The sequence below is a fragment of the Leeia oryzae DSM 17879 genome, assembly GCF_000376945.1.
Classification (GTDB): domain Bacteria; phylum Pseudomonadota; class Gammaproteobacteria; order Burkholderiales; family Leeiaceae; genus Leeia; species Leeia oryzae.
Genome location: NZ_AQXU01000019.1, coordinates 148,884 through 165,164, shown reverse-complemented (window position 1 = coordinate 165,164; position 16,281 = coordinate 148,884). Strand labels below are relative to the sequence as shown.

The following is a 16,281-nucleotide window of genomic DNA, read 5'->3' as shown; positions in this document are numbered from 1 at the left end:
ATTATACGCTCAGGCCGAGTGGGATACTACGGTCCACTTTGACCAAATCACTTCTTTTAGCGGCATGAAAAAAGCACCTGGCCCTATTCAGGCACAAGTGCTTTTTATGGCCTGCCATCCGGGCAAACCCGTGGCTGTCCGCTAAGGTGCCAGCGTGTCAGGCTGTCCCTCCCACAGTCAAGCCATCAATCCGGAGTGTCGGCTGGCCAACGCCCACTGGCACGCTCTGGCCGTCTTTGCCGCAGACCCCGACGCCGGTATCCAGCTGCATGTCGTTCCCGATCATGGAAATGCGGTTCATGGCTTCCGGACCGTTACCGATGAGCGTCGCCCCTTTGACCGGGTACACCAGCTTGCCGTCTTCGATCTTCCAGGCTTCCGAGGCCGAGAACACAAACTTGCCACTGGTAATGTCTACCTGGCCGCCACCAAAATTGACGGCATACAAGCCATCTTTCACCGACGCAATGATTTCTTGCGGGTCATGGGCGCCCGGTAGCATATAGGTATTGGTCATGCGCGGCATGGGCAAATGGGCATAAGACTCGCGGCGACCGTTACCGGTAGGCGCCATGCCCATCAACCGGGCATTCATGGTGTCTTGCATATAGCCTTTCAGGATGCCGTCTTCGATCAGGGTCGTGCATTGGGTTGGCGTCCCTTCATCGTCTACAGACAGCGAACCGCGACGGCTGGCCAGGGTACCGTCATCGACAACAGTCACACCTTTGGCAGCGACTTGCTGGCCGATCTTGCCAGAGAACGCAGAACTTCCCTTGCGGTTAAAGTCACCTTCCAGACCATGGCCAACGGCCTCGTGCAGCAACACGCCAGGCCAGCCTGGCCCAAGGACCACGGTCATCTGCCCTGCAGGCGCCGGACGCGCCTCCAGATTGGTCAGCGCTTCCTTGACAGCGCGTTCTGCATAAGACTTCAGCACCGCATCGGTAAAATACGAAAAATCAAACCGGCCACCGCCACCGGCACCTGCCTGCTCGCGACGACCATTCTGTTCCACAATGACCTGCACGTTCACACGCACCAGCGGGCGGATGTCTGCCGCACGCACACCATCGGCACGCGCTACAAACACCACCTCATATTGCGCGGCCATGCTGGCCATAACCTGCTTGATGCGCGGGTCCATGGCGCGTGCCATCTGTTCCAGTTTTTCCAGCAAGGCGACTTTCTCGGCGGCGGCCAGGCTGGCAATCGGGTCCTCAGGCAAATACAGGCCACGCCCATCTACCGGTTGACGGTTACCCACTTTACCGGCACCAGTCGGCGCAATGGCGCGGGTTGCATCCGCAGCTTGTTGCAAGGCGGGCAGACTGATTTCATCCGAATAGGCAAACGCCGTTTTCTCGCCGCTCACCACACGCACACCTACCCCTTGGTCGATGCTGAAACTGCCTGCCTTGACGATCCCCTCATCCAGCGACCAGCCTTCATTGCGGCAATACTGGAAGTACAGGTCCGCATAATCAGCATTGTGCTGCATGATGCGGCCGAACACCTGATCCAGACTGGTTTCATCAATCTGGTTGGTGGTCAGCAGGTGGTGTTGCGCCTGGTCGAACATGGAAGCAGTTGTCATTCAGTGTATTTCTTTTCTGTATTGCTGGATTCTGGAGGTGCAACTGACATGCAGATGCACGGGTATGGATACATTTATACCATAAAACCGGCCTGGCCAAATGCTGGCCAGCCGGATGGATGTGTCTTGATGCAGCTACAGCACCTTGTGCTGCAAGGCGGGCAGGTTTTCCCGCACGGTCGCCAGCACATGCGGGTCTAGCACGGCAGTCACCACACCGGCACCTTCCGCTTTCAGACCCAGTACTTCACCCCATGGGTCGATCACCATGCTATGGCCAAAGGTATCACGCCCGTTCTGGTGGTGCCCGCCTTGACCGGAGGCAATCAGGAAACACTGGTTTTCGATGGCACGCGTCTTGAGGATGGTTTCCCAGTGCGCTTTGCCGGTGGTTTTGGTGAAGGCTGCCACCACCATCAGCACATCGACAGCCCCCATCTGGCGGAACAGCTCCGGAAAGCGGATGTCGTAACAGATCGACAAGCCAATCCTGCCAAACGGGGTGTCAATGACCACTATCTTGTCACCCGCCTCGATGGTTCTGGCTTCTTCGTATTGCTCGGTTCCCTTCTTGAAACCGAACAAATGGATTTTGTCATAGCGGGCCTGTTGCACTCCCTGGTCATCAAACACCAGAAAGGTATTCCGGATTTTCCCCGGGGTATCACACGCCAGGGGAATGGTGCCGGCAAACAGCCAGATGCCAGCCTTCTTGGCAAGATTGCTCAAAAAGCGCTGGATCGGCCCGTCGCCCGCCGGTTCGGCCAGTTTGACCTTGTCGCCATCCTGCTGGCCCATCAATACAAAGTATTCAGGCAATACGGCCAGTCTGGCACCTTGAGCCGCAGCTTCAAGAACCAGCTTTTCGGCTTCATCCAGATTGGCTTGCCAGTCTGTGCCGGAGACCATCTGGATGGTCGCCACTTTAATTGCTGTCGGTAATGTCATGTTTTGTCTCTGCTCAAATCCACGTTGCCATTCAGGTTCAGGGAGCTGGCTTTTGGGGTTCGACAGTTTTGCCGTCCCCGGTTTTCACCACGGTCGGGTTGCTCCACCCCCCCGTTACATCATATTCAAAAGCGATCATTTGCCCGAGCGGGTCCCTAAAGAGCTTCTGCAGCAAGAACGTCCCCAGACCAACGACCGGGTTGGCCATCGCCAGGCCGGCGGCCACCGAGACCGAATCACCGACCACAGGCACCACCCGGACGTGCAGGTTTTGCGTCTCGCGCACCATGTCCACATCCCCCTTCATCAGTACGGCCACAGCCGGGCCGACCAGTTTCAGGTCTTCGGTATGCATCACGCCCTGCTGCACCTTGGCAGTAGCGGATATTTCATCAAACGCCAACCCCTCGGAAAATACATCACGGAAATCCAGCGTAATCCGTCGTGGCAATGACTGCAAGCTCATCACCCCCAACAAACGGCCAGCCCCTGGGTCCAGCTTCACAAACTGGCCATTCTTGGCGCTCAGGGTCAGCTTGCCGGTCAAGGTAGGGATATTCGGCTCAAACGGACTGCCCACCCAGGCCAGTTGCCCGTCCAGTGTGGTTTTTCCGCGCCGAAGTGCATCCTGGAATCCGAGCCGGTCCAGCAGTTTGCCGGTATCCTGCGCATCAATATGCACATTCACCTTCAACACGGAGTTGGGTTCATTATCCTGCCAGAGGCCGTCCATATTGAGCGCGCCCTCGGGGGTCGTCAATTTGACCTGCTGCAGACGCCAGTCAGCCCCATCCGGTTTGGCAAGCACCTTGAGTTCGCCCAGTTTTTTGTCACCATACTGGAACTGGCCTACCTCGATATCCAGTGCCGGCGGACGGCTGGCCTGCTTGGGATCAGTCAGGCCTTTGGTGGTGGTATCTTGCTGTTTGGGCAAGGTCAGACGCTTGAGTTTGGCCACAATCAGACCGCCACGCTCGCTCAGCCAGTCCACCCGACCTTCAAATTCTTGTGCACTCGTCTGGCTGCTCCAGCGTGTCTGATCCAGCTTGTCGCCATAACGGGAACGGTTCGCCACCACAGATACATCGTGCCAAACCCGGTTGGCCACGGTCAGCTCGGGTACGTTTAGCCGGATCGTATTGAGCGGCAGGCCGTTACCGCTGGTTGCTTGCTGATTATCTGCCCAGTCTTGCCATGCATCCAGGTTAAGTCTCGGGACATTGCCTTGTACCACCAGCCCGGCAGCCAGAGGTAGTGTCAGCGGCGCAGCCGTATTACCCAACTGGATAACACCCCGCTCCAGTCCTTGCTCCCCTGTTTTGGCATTTTGCTGGAATCGAAGTACAGCCGACACAATATTACCTAGCTTGCCGTTCCAGGCAGAGAAACCGTCCGCAGCAGCTTGTTTTTCAATCTTGAGCGGCCAGGTGTCACCCGCAGACTTTCTGAGCGGGGCCGGCAGATCCAGCGACATGCCCTTCAGCGTGCTGGACAGCACCACATTCGCTTTTTGCTTGTTCAGCGTAACCAGCACCTGCCAGTCGGTATCCCCCTGAACCATATTCCCGACCGAATCCCCCAGTTGCTGCTTGAGTTGCTGGGCAGACATCCGGCCACTACCGGTAATCTGTACCACACCCGCAGTGTCTGTGCTTGCACCAAATTTTGCCGGGTTACCCAACAAGTTGGCCCGGGCATTGTCCAGACGGATGGATTTTTCGGTAAACCTGAGCGTGCCGGTCGCTTTATCCAGCGCAGGCAGGTCGTTAAGCTGAATCTGGTTGTCTGCAAATTGCAGCACGCCATCTACATGGGTATCTGCAGCATGGCTAAGCGGAATGCCTAACTTTAGCTTCAGGGAGGCATTACCTTTAAATGCCGACCCTGCCAGCAACTGGTCGACCACTTTGTTGACCGGACTTTGCTGGACAAACTGCATGAAATCCGTCGTGGCACCGGTTACCTCTCCGTCCACAGTCAGTAGATTGGCGTGACTGAGTGTAGGTATGGTCACCACCGTTTTGCCAACCTGCGTATTCAGGATCTTGCCACTGGTGGCATGAACCTCCATCCGGTCGCCTTGAAACAGCAAAGAACCTTCCACATCTTTCAGCTCGGGCCAGCCCTGCGCATAAGGAATGCGGACTTTATGGGCGTCTAGCGTAATGCGGAACAGCCCTTTGCCGTTCTCAAACGGGAATTCGTTCAGGTGCCCGGTCAGCTGCAGCCGGGCATTGGTACCCTCGCCTTCTATCAGGCCTGTTTTCAGCCATTCCCTAGCCGCAGAATCGACAACCAGCGGCAGGTATTTCCATACGGCATTGGCAGCACCACGACGCAAACCGCCACGCAAATCTATCCAGCCCGGGCCAGTCGCTTCCGTGCGGTATCGCCCGGCAAACTCACCCTCTGCTTCCGGCCCTTCAAGGGCAACCCTGTCGAGTGTCACCAGCCATTGACCGTTTTCTTTTTGCCAGTGTAGCTGGCTGCTCAAACGGTCCGTCGATAACGGCACGGCAAAAATCGACGGCCAGTCCAGGACAGTCTTATTGCCATTAAGCGTTATCTGCCCCTTGGTCTGGTCAAGGTTGACACGGCCACTGATACCGGTAATACCGGGCATTTTTTTCCAGGGCTTGCTGGCCAGGCGGTTAAATTGCCCGTCCAGTTTATAACTGGATAGCGTTTTCTGCCCAGCCCATTCAAACGACATCTGATCCAGGCTACCGCTCGGCGACATGGTCATCAGCGGGTCTTCTACGCCTTCAGGCAACGGCAGAAACTGGGCGATTTTTGTCAGTGGCTCCAGCGGCAGATGATCTGCCTGCAGTTTACCGCCCACTATCTCAGTCCCTTTGCCACGGTTCAGCAGCAGCGACAGCGACAATGGTGGCAACGCCACGCCATTGGCCAGCGACAGTTTCAGATTATCAGTAGCAACCTGTACATCTTTGTCTGACAAACTCCAGCTCACCCTGCCGGTCAGCTGCTTTAACGGCAGCACAGGAACCGTTTTGGACAAATGCGCCCGGACATCAGCCAGCGCCAGATCGACCGTGGCACTGGATACCCGTCCGTCCGCAATCCCGAACCATGCACGTACACCGCCCCTGCCCTTGTCCGGATAAATGCCAGAACGGGTCACGGACTCAGGCAACCAGGTACGCCAGGCTGGCAGGCTGGTGTAATCAAGGCGGGTAAAGACCTCCCCTTTCCATTGATCCCATTCAGAGAAACGCTTGCCCTTGAGATTGCCGCGGATATCCAGCATGGAGGCCAGCTCTGCAGGCGGCTTGGCCTGCAGCAGAAACTTGTGTCTGGAGAAACTGTTTTGCAATACCAGTTGAACATGCTCCAGCATCAACGGCTGATTGCTGCGCTGCTCATCCAGCCAGATCAGCCGCGCCTGGCGAATATCCAGCCGGCCCTGTCGTAGCAGCCAGTCTGCCATGCTGGTATCGGTGCTGGCAGAAGACTGGTTCAGCGGAATACCGGCCAGGTCGATAACGCCCGCCTTGTTCCTGCGGAAATAAAGGACCGGCGAGTCAAAGTCGAGTTCGGCAAACCGGATCTCGCCCGTAAATACCGACCACCAGGACAAGGTACTGTCAATGCGCTCCAGATAGATGGCCGGCCGTTTTTGCGGGTCAAAAACCGTTAGCCCGTAGGTGGTCAGATGCGGCCGTAGTCCTTGCCAATCCGCTTCGAGCTTTGCTATCTGGATATTCGAGCCCATGGCAGAAGACAGCATGCTTTCTATCTGCGGGCGATAACCGTCGATATTGGGCAAAATCCAGTAGCGCAAGCCAAGCACTACCGCAGCAACCGCAAAAATCAGCGCATAAAGAATCCGGCGAAACCAGCGGGCATGCCAAAATGCAGAATGCACCAAAGCTTCCTTCAATCTGGAAAGAAATACTTTGGCAGCAGAAATGGATTTGATGGTTTCGGACAAAAATTAACCTGTACGGTGATATGCTTGTGACAAACGTTAGGCCAACAGCAATTATGCTGCAAAGGCCTACCCAACATATATGCATTCTACCTATGATCGGTAGCGTTGTATTTGTAAGACTTTAATACATACCGTAAGTTTCTGGTAAAACCAGGTAAAAAAAGAATACCAGACAGGAAATTTCCACAAGGCACCCAGGATGACATTGCAATTCCCTTTACTCGAAAAAGCCCAAAACGTCAGTCATTACATCAGTCGCCTTTCTGGCAGCAAACCGGAAATGGTCGAAAAGGTAATGAATGACATACAAACGCCCATGAGCAAAGCGGTGTTTCAGCAATGGTGGCGCGCATTGCCTGCCGTCACGTCGGATGAACAACTGGCCGCGCAGCTCCGCCAGTTGCGCCAGCGCATGATGATGCACCTGATCATTCGGGACGTGAACAACCTGGCCCCGCTGGATGAAGTCGTCAAATCGGTCAGCTGGTTTGCCGAATTTGTCATCGAAACAGCGCTGGATTATCACCATCAGATGCTCGTTAGCGTGCATGGCGAACCGGTAGGCGAAGACACACGTACCCACCAGTCACTGGCCATTGTCGGCATGGGCAAACTGGGAGGCGAAGAACTGAACGTGTCTTCCGATATCGACCTGATTTTTGTCTACCCGGAAGATGGCGATACCGAAGGCCCGCGGGTGATCCGCAACTCGGAGTTTTTTACCCGTCTGGGGCAACGCGTTATCAAGGCGCTGAACGATGCGACAGCCGATGGATTTGTGTTCCGCGTCGACATGCGCCTGCGCCCGCACGGCGACTCAGGCCCGCTGGTCGCCAGCCACGCCATGCTGGAAAACTACCTGATTACCCAAGGGCGGGAATGGGAACGCTACGCCTGGATGAAAGCCCGCGTTCTCACCGGCGATGAAACCAGCCTGATGCAGCTGGTCAAACCGTTTGTCTTCCGTAAATATCTGGACTATGGCGCCTACAGTTCCATCCGTGATCTTCACAGCCAGATCCGTCGTGAAGTGACCCGCCGTGACAAATCCGACGACATCAAACTGGGGCCGGGCGGAATTCGCGAGATCGAATTCATTGCCCAGATTTTTCAGTTGATTCGTGGCGGACGTACCCCAAAACTTCAAGTGCGCAGCACCCGCCAGGCCTTTGCAGAAATCGCCACCCTGGGCCTGATGCCCGAACAGGCAGTGGATGAGCTGCTGGCAGCCTATGAGTTTCTGCGCCGGCTGGAACACCGGATCCAGTACCTGGATGACCAGCAAACCCAGACCTTGCCCAGAAACCCCGAAGACCAGCACCGTCTGGCGATGGCCATGGACACACCAAGTTACAACGCCTTGCTGGCTGAGCTGGATACCCACCGCCACCTGGTCAGCCGGCACTTCGAACAAGTCTTCATTGCGCCGATGGATAACGCCAGCCACCCGCTGGATGCCGTCTGGCTGGATTGTGACAATCAGGAAACCACGGTGGATGCCCTGGCCACCATAGGCTACCGTGACCCCAAAGGCACACAGCAGTTACTGATTTCTATGAAAAACAGTCACCGCTACCTGAACTTGCCCACCAACTGCAAACGCCGCTTTGATACGCTGGTGCCGCCACTGCTCGCCGTTGCCGCCAGACAGCCACAGCCGGATACCACCCTCCACCGGCTGATGAACCTGCTGGAAGCCATCAGCCGTCGGGAGTCTTATCTGGCCTTGCTGGTCGAACACCCGCAAACGCTACAAAAGCTGGCCACGCTCTATAGTGCAAGCCCATGGGTCTCCGAATACCTCACACGTCACCCGATCTTGCTGGACGAGCTGCTGGATGGCCGCATCCTGTACCAGAATCCGGACAAGGAAAGACTGCGACAGGAATTAAACGAGCTCCTTGACGAGGCAGCCGGGGATACCGAACAGATCATGCACATCCTGCGGCACGTGCATCACACACAAGTGTTCCGGCTGGTGGCGCAAGATCTGGCCGGCATGCACAGCGTGGAAGCGCTGGGAGACTATCTTTCAGATTTGGCAGACGTCATTCTGGATACCTGCGTGTACCGCTGCTGGAAAGAAATCAAGCAACGGCACATCGAGACACCCAAGTTTGCCGTCATCGGTTATGGCAAGCTGGGCGGCAAGGAGCTAGGCTATGCCACCGATCTGGACATCATCTTCCTTTACGATGACAACCATCCGGATGCGGCCGAGAACTACGCGCGGCTCGCCAAGCGCTTATCCTCTTGGCTGACCACCCCGACCGCTGGCGGAACTGTCTATGAGCTGGACCTCCGCTTGCGCCCGAACGGCGAAAGCGGCTTACTGGTCTCCAGTGTTGAAGCCTTTGCAGAATACCAGTCAAAGTCTGCCTGGATATGGGAACACCAGGCACTGACCCGCGCCCGTTTTGTGGCCGGCGACGCACTGGTTGGCCAGCAGTTTGACGACATCAAAATGAATGTACTCAGTCAGAAACGTGACTTGAAAGCACTCAAGGATGAAGTCATGGCCATGCGGCAGAAAATGCACGACGCGCATCCGCCGCATGCAGGTGAATTCGATGTCAAACATGATGCCGGCGGGCTGATTGATGTGGAATTCTGTGTTCAATATCTGGTATTGGCATTGGCCCCTCAGTACCCGGACCTGACGCGAAACAGCGGCAATATCGCCCTGCTTAACGCCGCAGGTGCACTTGGCGTCATGCCGCCAGACATTGCGCTGGCCGCCAGCAATGCCTACCGCAGCTTGCGCCACCAGCAGCATGTACTGCGCCTGTCCGGCCAGCAAAATAACCGGATTGATGAACACGAACGCAAAAAGGAACAACAGGCCATCCGCGCGCTCTGGCAACAAGTATTCGGTCAAGCGCGGTAATCGGGATTGTGGTCCGGCAGGGACACGTACGTCCACCCTGCCGCCTACCGGTATCATGGGTTGACCAGCCAGGGCCGAGCAGGTGCAGGCCCGGAAGTGGCAGGTCATGCACCTGTGCGGTGACCCATACCCTCGCCAGAGAAAACGCGCTACAATCAGGGTTTGCTGTTTTTATATAACCGGCAAATGCATTTTGCCCCCACAAGAAAAGCTTCAGGAGACGCAGCATGTCGATGTCTGACCGTGACGGATTGATCTGGTATGACGGCGCAATGGTGCCTTGGCGCGATGCCACTACCCATGTACTCACCCACACCCTGCACTATGGCATGGGCGTGTTTGAAGGCGTACGTGCGTACAACACCCCTAACGGGCCGGCCATTTTCCGTCTGAAAGAACACACGGAACGTCTTCTGAATTCGGCCAAAATTCTGGGCATGAAAGTGCCTTACGACATGCAAACCCTGATGGACGCTCAGGTGGCCGTGGTCCGGGACAATAAGCTCGAATCCGCCTATCTGCGCCCGTTTGCTTTCTATGGCTCGGAAGCCTTGGGCATTTCAGCCAAAACCCTGTCCGTACACGTCGCCGTTGCGGCCTGGACATGGGGTGCATATCTGGGCGCAGAAGCCCTGGAAAAAGGCATTCGCATCAAGACCTCGTCTTTCACGCGTCACCACGTCAACGTGACCATGTGCAAAGCCAAAACCTCAGGCAACTACGTCAACTCCATTCTGGCCTTCCAGGAAGCCAGCAGCCTTGGTTACGATGAAGCCCTGCTGCTCGACGTGGACGGTTTTGTCGCAGAAGGTTCCGGTGAGAACATCTTCATTATCCGCAAAGGTAAAATCTTTACGCCAGACCTGACCTCTGCGCTGGAAGGCATTACCCGTGACACGGTGGTACAACTGGCCCACGAAATGGGTCTGACCGTGGTAGAAAAACGCATTACCCGTGACGAAGTTTATACGGCTGACGAAGCCTTCTTTACCGGTACTGCGGCAGAAATTACGCCAATCCGTGAACTGGATGACCGCCAGATCGGCGAAGGCACGGCAGGACCTGTGACCAAAGCATTGCAAAAAATGTTCTTTGACGTTGTTCAGGGTCGTGACGAAAAACACAGCGACTGGCTGACTTACGTCAAGTAATCGCACTCAAGCATCATCATGCCCGGCAGCCATGCCGGGCACTTCGTTGTTTTAAAAGGTAAAACCATGTCTGGACTGATTGAAAACACCAAGCGTTCCGTAGAAGTATCCGCAGAAGACCTGCCACTGCATTGCCCGATGCCTAACATGCAAAAATGGAATGCGCACCCACGCGTTTTCCTGCAAATCGAGAAAACCGGTGAAGCACTGTGCCCGTATTGCGGTACGCACTACACGCTGAAAGGTGGCCCTGCAAAAGGTGGCCATCATTAAGCCCTTGATGTTGTCCTCTGACATACAGCAAGTAAAGAAGTCAGCACGTGTATAAACTCCTGATTGTTGCGCCTGCCTGGGTCGGTGACACGGTCCTGGCCCAACCCATGATGAAACGTCTGCACGAGATTCATCAAGGCACTGGTCTGCAGCTCGATGTACTGGCCCCGTCATGGACACGTCCTCTTCTGGCACGCATGCCGGAAGTAAATGCCAGCTTCGATAATCCGTTTGCCCATGGTGACATCCGCCTTCGGGCCCGCTTCAAACTGGGCCGGGCCATGTCGTTGCAGCAGTATGACCAGGCCATTGTTCTGCCAAATTCGCTAAAATCGGCACTTGTACCTTTTTTTGCCGGCATTCCCAAACGCACCGGTTTTAAAGGTGAACAACGCTACGGTCTGCTAAATGACCTGCGTCATCTGGATGCCACACGCCTGCCAACCATGGCAGAACGGTTTGCCTGGCTGGCAGAGACAGCAGATGCGGCCCCGATACCTGCAACACACATAGCCAAGCCCTCGCTTACCAGTACCAGAGCACAGCAACTGGCAACCTTGTCTGCGCTGGAACTGAATGACCAATCCCCGATACTGGTCTTGTGCCCGGGTGCAGAGTTTGGGCCGGCCAAACGCTGGCCGACACCGCATTTTGGCACGATTGCACAAAAAGCCGTGCAGGCCGGCATGCAAGTCTGGCTCTTGGGGTCCGCCAAAGATCATGCCGATGCAGAAGCCATCCGGCAAATCAGTCCGGAAGCCATCAACCTGTGTGGCAAAACCCACCTCACCCAGGCAATTGACCTGATTGCCATGGCCAGCCAGGTGATCAGCAACGACTCCGGCCTGATGCATGTGACGGCAGCCCTTAACCGCCCCATGGTAGCGCTGTATGGCTCCAGCAGCCCGGACTTCACGCCGCCCTTGTCGGACAAGGCCCGTCTGGCCCATCTGGCACTGGAATGCAGCCCCTGTTTTCAGCGGACGTGCCCGCTTGGTCACTTGCAATGCCTGCAAGACCTCAGCCCCGACTATGTCTGGCAGAAAATGGAGTTTGTCTCTTCTGCCAAAGGTTCCTCTCAACCATCCATAGAACAACATGCCTGATACATTTGCCTCCCCCCTGGATCTGGAACTTGCCTTTTACGAAGCGTTTGAGCGGCGCGACCTGCGTGCCATGATCGCCTTGTGGGCCGAAGACGAGCGCGCTTTCTGCGTTCATCCGGCCGGGCACCGCATGCTCGGCCTGCCCGCCATTCAGGCCGGCTGGGAAGCGTTGTTCGAACACATGCCCGACCTGCACATCCATGTGCAGGATCGCCGCGTGATTCAGGGGCAAGGCGTCACCATCCATCACGTCACGGAAATGGTGCACGTGATTGGTGATACCGCGCAGCAGCACTGGGTTAACGCCACCAATATCTATGTACTCACCGAGCACGGCTGGCGCATTCTGGCGCATCACGCTTCGCCTTTGCTCGCTGATGATGACCTGGCACCGGTCCTGCATTGATGACTAAACTGCTGGATCGCCTGCGGGCGCATGCAGAAACGATTATCCCGGCAACGCTGGCTTACCGCCCCCAAGTTCCATTGCACCGAGACGTCTGGCAGACCCCAGACCAGGACCAGATTGCCGTTGATGTACTGAACGGACAATCACCACAGGCGCCGGTCATGATCCTGTTTCACGGACTGGAAGGCAGTAGCCAGAGTCACTATGCCCGTCAGTTATTGGCCAAGGCCCAGTCTCTGGGCTGGCATGCAGTCGTCCCCCACTTCAGGACATGTGGCGGACTGGGCAATCTGCAAGCCAGGGCGTACCATGCAGGAGACAGTCAGGAAATCGACTGGATGATCAGTCAGGTAATCAACCGGTATCCGGATAATCCGCGCTTTGCGGTAGGAATCTCTCTGGGTGGCAATGCCATGCTGAAGTGGCTGGGAGAGTATCCGGAAAAAGCTCGCCAATGGGTACGGGCAGCGGTGAGCATTTCTGCACCCATGGACCTGACCAAGGCGGGAGACAGCCTGGATAAAGGCTGGAATCGGCGCCTCTACAGCCAGACCTTTCTCAAGACACTGAAACCGAAGCTCAAGCAATTGCTGATCCGCCATCCTGCCCTGCAACACCGGTACAGCATGGAAAAACTGGCGCGTATTGATACCATCCGTGCATTTGACGATCTGTTTACCGCGCCATTGCACGGGTACAGGGACGTCAATGATTACTGGCAGCGTGCCAGCAGCCTGCCCTACCTGCAGTTTGTCACGGTCCCAACACTGGTTTTGAACGCGCGCAACGACCCGTTCATCCCAGCAGATTCATTGCCGACTCAGGAGCAAGTGTCCGCAAGCATTACCCTGGATTTTCCCGCACACGGCGGCCATGCCGGTTTTATTCATGCATGGCCCTGGATGAGGTATAACAGCAAATTACCTCAGAAGATATTTCATTTCTGCCAGCAACAGCTTTAGACATATAGCCGGCAGCCACCCCTCTTTCAGGAGCAACGCATGAGTATCCCTGCAAAAGACATTTTCAAAGCCTATGACATCCGCGGCATCGTGGGTAAAAACCTGACAGACGAAGTCGTGTTTCAGGTTGGTCAGGCATTGGGCGCTGAAGCACGCACACTCGGCGTAAAAGCCATTGTCATTGGCCGTGATGGCCGTCACTCGGGGCCTGCATTTGCGCATGCGCTTGCGCAAGGTATTCAATCCACCGGGACCGACGTCATTGATGTCGGCCAGGTAGCCACCCCGATTACCTATTTTGCCGCCCATTATCTGGATACCGGCTCGGCCGTCATGATCACCGGCAGCCATAATCCGCCGGAATACAACGGGCTGAAGATGATGATGGCAGGAGAGACACTGGCTGGTGAGCGCATTCAGGCGCTGTGGCAAGCCATCAATGCAGGCAATTTCCCGACAGGGGAAGGCAAGTATAGCCAGCAGAATGTGGTTGAGGCGTATCTGAACCGCATTTGCGAAGATATCGAACTGGCCCGTCCGATGAACATCATTGTCGATGCAGGCAACGGCGTGGCCGGCGCATTTGCCCCGGTTCTCTACCGCAGGCTCGGTTGCAAGGTGCGTGAACTGTTTTGTGATGTGGACGGCAACTTCCCCAATCATCACCCGGACCCCGCCAAACCGGAAAATCTGGTGGACCTGATTGATGCCCTCCAGAAAACCGATGCAGAATTCGGGCTTGCCTTTGACGGTGACGGTGACCGGCTTGGTGTGGTAACCCGCTCGGGCCAGATTATCTACCCGGACCGGCAAATGATGCTGTTTGCAGCCGATGTGCTGGAGCGTAATCCTGGTGCCGAAATCATCTTTGACGTGAAATCTACCGGTTTGCTGGCAGAATGGATCAAAGAATACGGCGGCAAACCCCTCATGTGGCGCACCGGGCATTCATTCATGAAGGCCAAGCTGAAAGAAACCGGAGCACCGCTCGCCGGCGAGATGAGCGGCCATATCTTCTTCAAAGAGCGTTGGTACGGGTTTGATGATGGCATTTATGCCGGTGCACGTCTGCTGGAGATTCTCTCCAAGGTGGAAGACCCGTCCACCTTGCTAGAAGCACTGCCGATTCGTCCATCGACCCCGGAGCTTCACCTGCAGTGTGCAAAAGAGGGGGATCAGCACGCGCTGATCGATACGTTGGGCAAGGTTGCCACCTTCAAGGGCGCAACTGAAGTGATCCGGATAGATGGCCTGCGTGTCGAATATGCGGATGGTTTTGGCCTGGCCCGAGCCTCCAATACCACCCCGGTGGTCGTATTCCGGTTTGAAGGTAAAGACGATGCCGCCCTGGCCCGGATTCAGCACGAATTCCGTACCGAACTACATAAAGTCAACCCTGCACTGGTACTTCCGTTCTGATCCAACAAATCCGGTTAGACTGCCCTGATCCGACAGCCAAATGGCATCTGATCCGGGCAGTCAGTAAGCAATGTGCATCTGCTACTTCCCGGATGGCGACCTTACGCTTAGCATAAGTAGATGGCATGCACAGACCATGACAACTGCAAGGTAATGCCGGCAAATGATTGGCGTAAAATCGATAAACCCGGATTTATCAAGTTTTAACCATTTAACTGATGCAAACGCATGATTCTCCCTGCACAATGCCTTGCCTGTTCACACTGACTCGTGTTGAATGTAACCCTTGCCCAAGCAACTTTAGTGATATCCCCTCATGAACCAGCAATCGTTTTTTTTAGGACGACAACCCATACTTAACCGCGCAGGCGGGCAAGTGGCTTATGAGCTATTATTCCGCTCCAGCCAGCATAATGGTGCCATCATTGATGATGATGTCGGGGCGACCTCTAGCGTAATTCACTATGCTTTTTCTGAACTGGGCATTCAGCATGTACTGGGCAATTACCAGGGGTTTATCAACCTTTCCAAAGATTTGCTGCTTTCTGACCTGATTGAACTGCTTCCCAAAACGCAAGTGGTGCTGGAGTTGCTTGAAACCATCACCATTGATGAGCAAATCATCCAGCGTTGCGCTGACCTGAAAGCCAAAGGATTCACCCTGGCGCTAGATGACGTGATTGGCATGGATGCGCAAATCGAATCGATATTGCCTTACATCGATATCGTCAAACTGGATGTACTGGCCATGTCGGTACCCGACTTGCAAAAAACCGTCAGGGCGCTCATGCGCTGGCCGGTCAAATTGCTGGCCGAAAAAATAGATAACGAAGAACAGCATGCGCTTTGCATGAAGCTGGGCTTTGACCTCTTTCAGGGCTACTATTTTGCCAAGCCCACCATGCTGGAAGGCAAGCGGACGGATACCTCCAAAATTGCCCTGCTCAGCCTGCTTGGTCTGGTGATACGTGATGCAGACATTGCCGAGATCGAACAGATTTTCAAGCGCAACCCGAACCTGGCCGTTAACCTGATGAAGCTGGTGAACTCGGTTGGCAGCGGGGTTGGCAGACAGATTGACAGTCTGAATCAGGCACTGGTGGTTCTGGGACGCCAGCATTTGAAACGCTGGTTACAGATTCTGATGTTTGCGGTCAAAGATACCGGCGACATGAAAGAAGACAATCCGCTGATGCTATTGGCGATTGTCCGCGGCAAACAGATGGAACTGCTGTCCGCCAAGCTTGGATTTACACTCGAAGAGCAGGACAAGGCCTTCATGGTGGGGATTTTTTCTTTGCTGGATGCTCTTTTCAATCAACCTCTCCATGACGTGATCACGCCGCTGAATCTGGGCGAGACCATGAATGCAGCACTGCTGGAAAGAAAAGGCAAACTCGGGCAGCTGTTACAACTGATGGAAAACACCGAACAAAAAACCGAGGTCATCGACTTTTCAGCCTGGCCGCAACTTACGGCAGATGACCTGCTAACTGCCGAACTCTCCGCTCTGGACTGGGCCAATCAGCTTAGTAAAGCCATCTAGCAAACAGCGTGATGAATCCTTGCAGCCT

Annotated in this window: 11 protein-coding genes; 8 read left to right on the top strand and 3 right to left on the bottom strand. The window is 55.4% G+C overall.

Going from position 1 to position 16,281, the window contains the following annotated elements:
• Nucleotides 1-157 precede the first annotated feature (157 nt).
• From tldD to F552_RS0106400, 3 genes are all read right to left on the bottom strand, one after another.
• Nucleotides 158-1,597, bottom strand: coding sequence for a metalloprotease TldD (tldD, locus tag F552_RS0106410; protein ID WP_018150907.1), 1,440 nt, complete (start codon nt 1,595-1,597; stop codon nt 158-160).
• Nucleotides 1,598-1,732: 135 nt separating this feature from the next.
• Nucleotides 1,733-2,545, bottom strand: coding sequence for a carbon-nitrogen hydrolase family protein (locus F552_RS0106405; protein WP_018150906.1), 813 nt, complete (start codon nt 2,543-2,545; stop codon nt 1,733-1,735).
• A gap of 37 nt (nt 2,546-2,582) precedes the next feature.
• A complete protein-coding gene (locus F552_RS0106400) occupies nt 2,583-6,434 on the bottom strand; it encodes a YhdP family protein (protein WP_169333574.1) in 3,852 nt (1,283 codons plus the stop codon).
• A gap of 265 nt (nt 6,435-6,699) precedes the next feature.
• On the opposite strand from F552_RS0106400, the gene glnE reads away from it, so the two are divergent.
• The 8 genes from glnE (at nt 6,700) to F552_RS0106360 (ending at nt 16,253) form a co-directional block, all read left to right on the top strand.
• Nucleotides 6,700-9,387, top strand: a complete 2,688-nt coding sequence (gene glnE, locus F552_RS0106395; protein ID WP_018150904.1) for a bifunctional [glutamate--ammonia ligase]-adenylyl-L-tyrosine phosphorylase/[glutamate--ammonia-ligase] adenylyltransferase — start codon at nt 6,700-6,702, stop codon at nt 9,385-9,387.
• Between the two features lie 227 nt (nt 9,388-9,614).
• A complete protein-coding gene (locus tag F552_RS0106390) occupies nt 9,615-10,538 on the top strand; it encodes a branched-chain amino acid transaminase (RefSeq protein WP_018150903.1) in 924 nt (307 codons plus the stop codon).
• Nucleotides 10,539-10,604: 66 nt separating this feature from the next.
• Nucleotides 10,605-10,811 (top strand): zinc-finger domain-containing protein, encoded by a 207-nt coding sequence (locus F552_RS0106385; RefSeq protein ID WP_026182449.1) that lies wholly within the window; start codon nt 10,605-10,607, stop codon nt 10,809-10,811.
• Nucleotides 10,812-10,858: 47 nt separating this feature from the next.
• Nucleotides 10,859-11,917 (top strand): lipopolysaccharide heptosyltransferase II, encoded by a 1,059-nt coding sequence (waaF, locus tag F552_RS0106380; RefSeq protein WP_018150901.1) that lies wholly within the window; start codon nt 10,859-10,861, stop codon nt 11,915-11,917.
• Nucleotides 11,910-12,323, top strand: a complete 414-nt coding sequence (locus tag F552_RS0106375) for a YybH family protein (protein ID WP_018150900.1) — start codon at nt 11,910-11,912, stop codon at nt 12,321-12,323. The genes waaF and F552_RS0106375 overlap by 8 nt, the downstream gene beginning before the upstream one ends.
• A complete protein-coding gene (locus F552_RS0106370; RefSeq protein ID WP_018150899.1) occupies nt 12,323-13,288 on the top strand; it encodes a YheT family hydrolase in 966 nt (321 codons plus the stop codon). The genes F552_RS0106375 and F552_RS0106370 overlap by 1 nt, the downstream gene beginning before the upstream one ends.
• A 39-nt stretch (nt 13,289-13,327) precedes the next feature.
• Entirely contained in the window at nt 13,328-14,707 is a 1,380-nt protein-coding gene (locus F552_RS0106365) for a phosphomannomutase/phosphoglucomutase (protein ID WP_018150898.1), read from the top strand.
• Between the two features lie 316 nt (nt 14,708-15,023).
• The gene (locus F552_RS0106360) at nt 15,024-16,253 is read left to right on the top strand and encodes an EAL and HDOD domain-containing protein (protein WP_026182448.1); all 1,230 of its coding nucleotides are present in this window, start codon (nt 15,024-15,026) and stop codon (nt 16,251-16,253) included.
• The last annotated feature ends 28 nt before the right edge of the window (nt 16,254-16,281 follow it).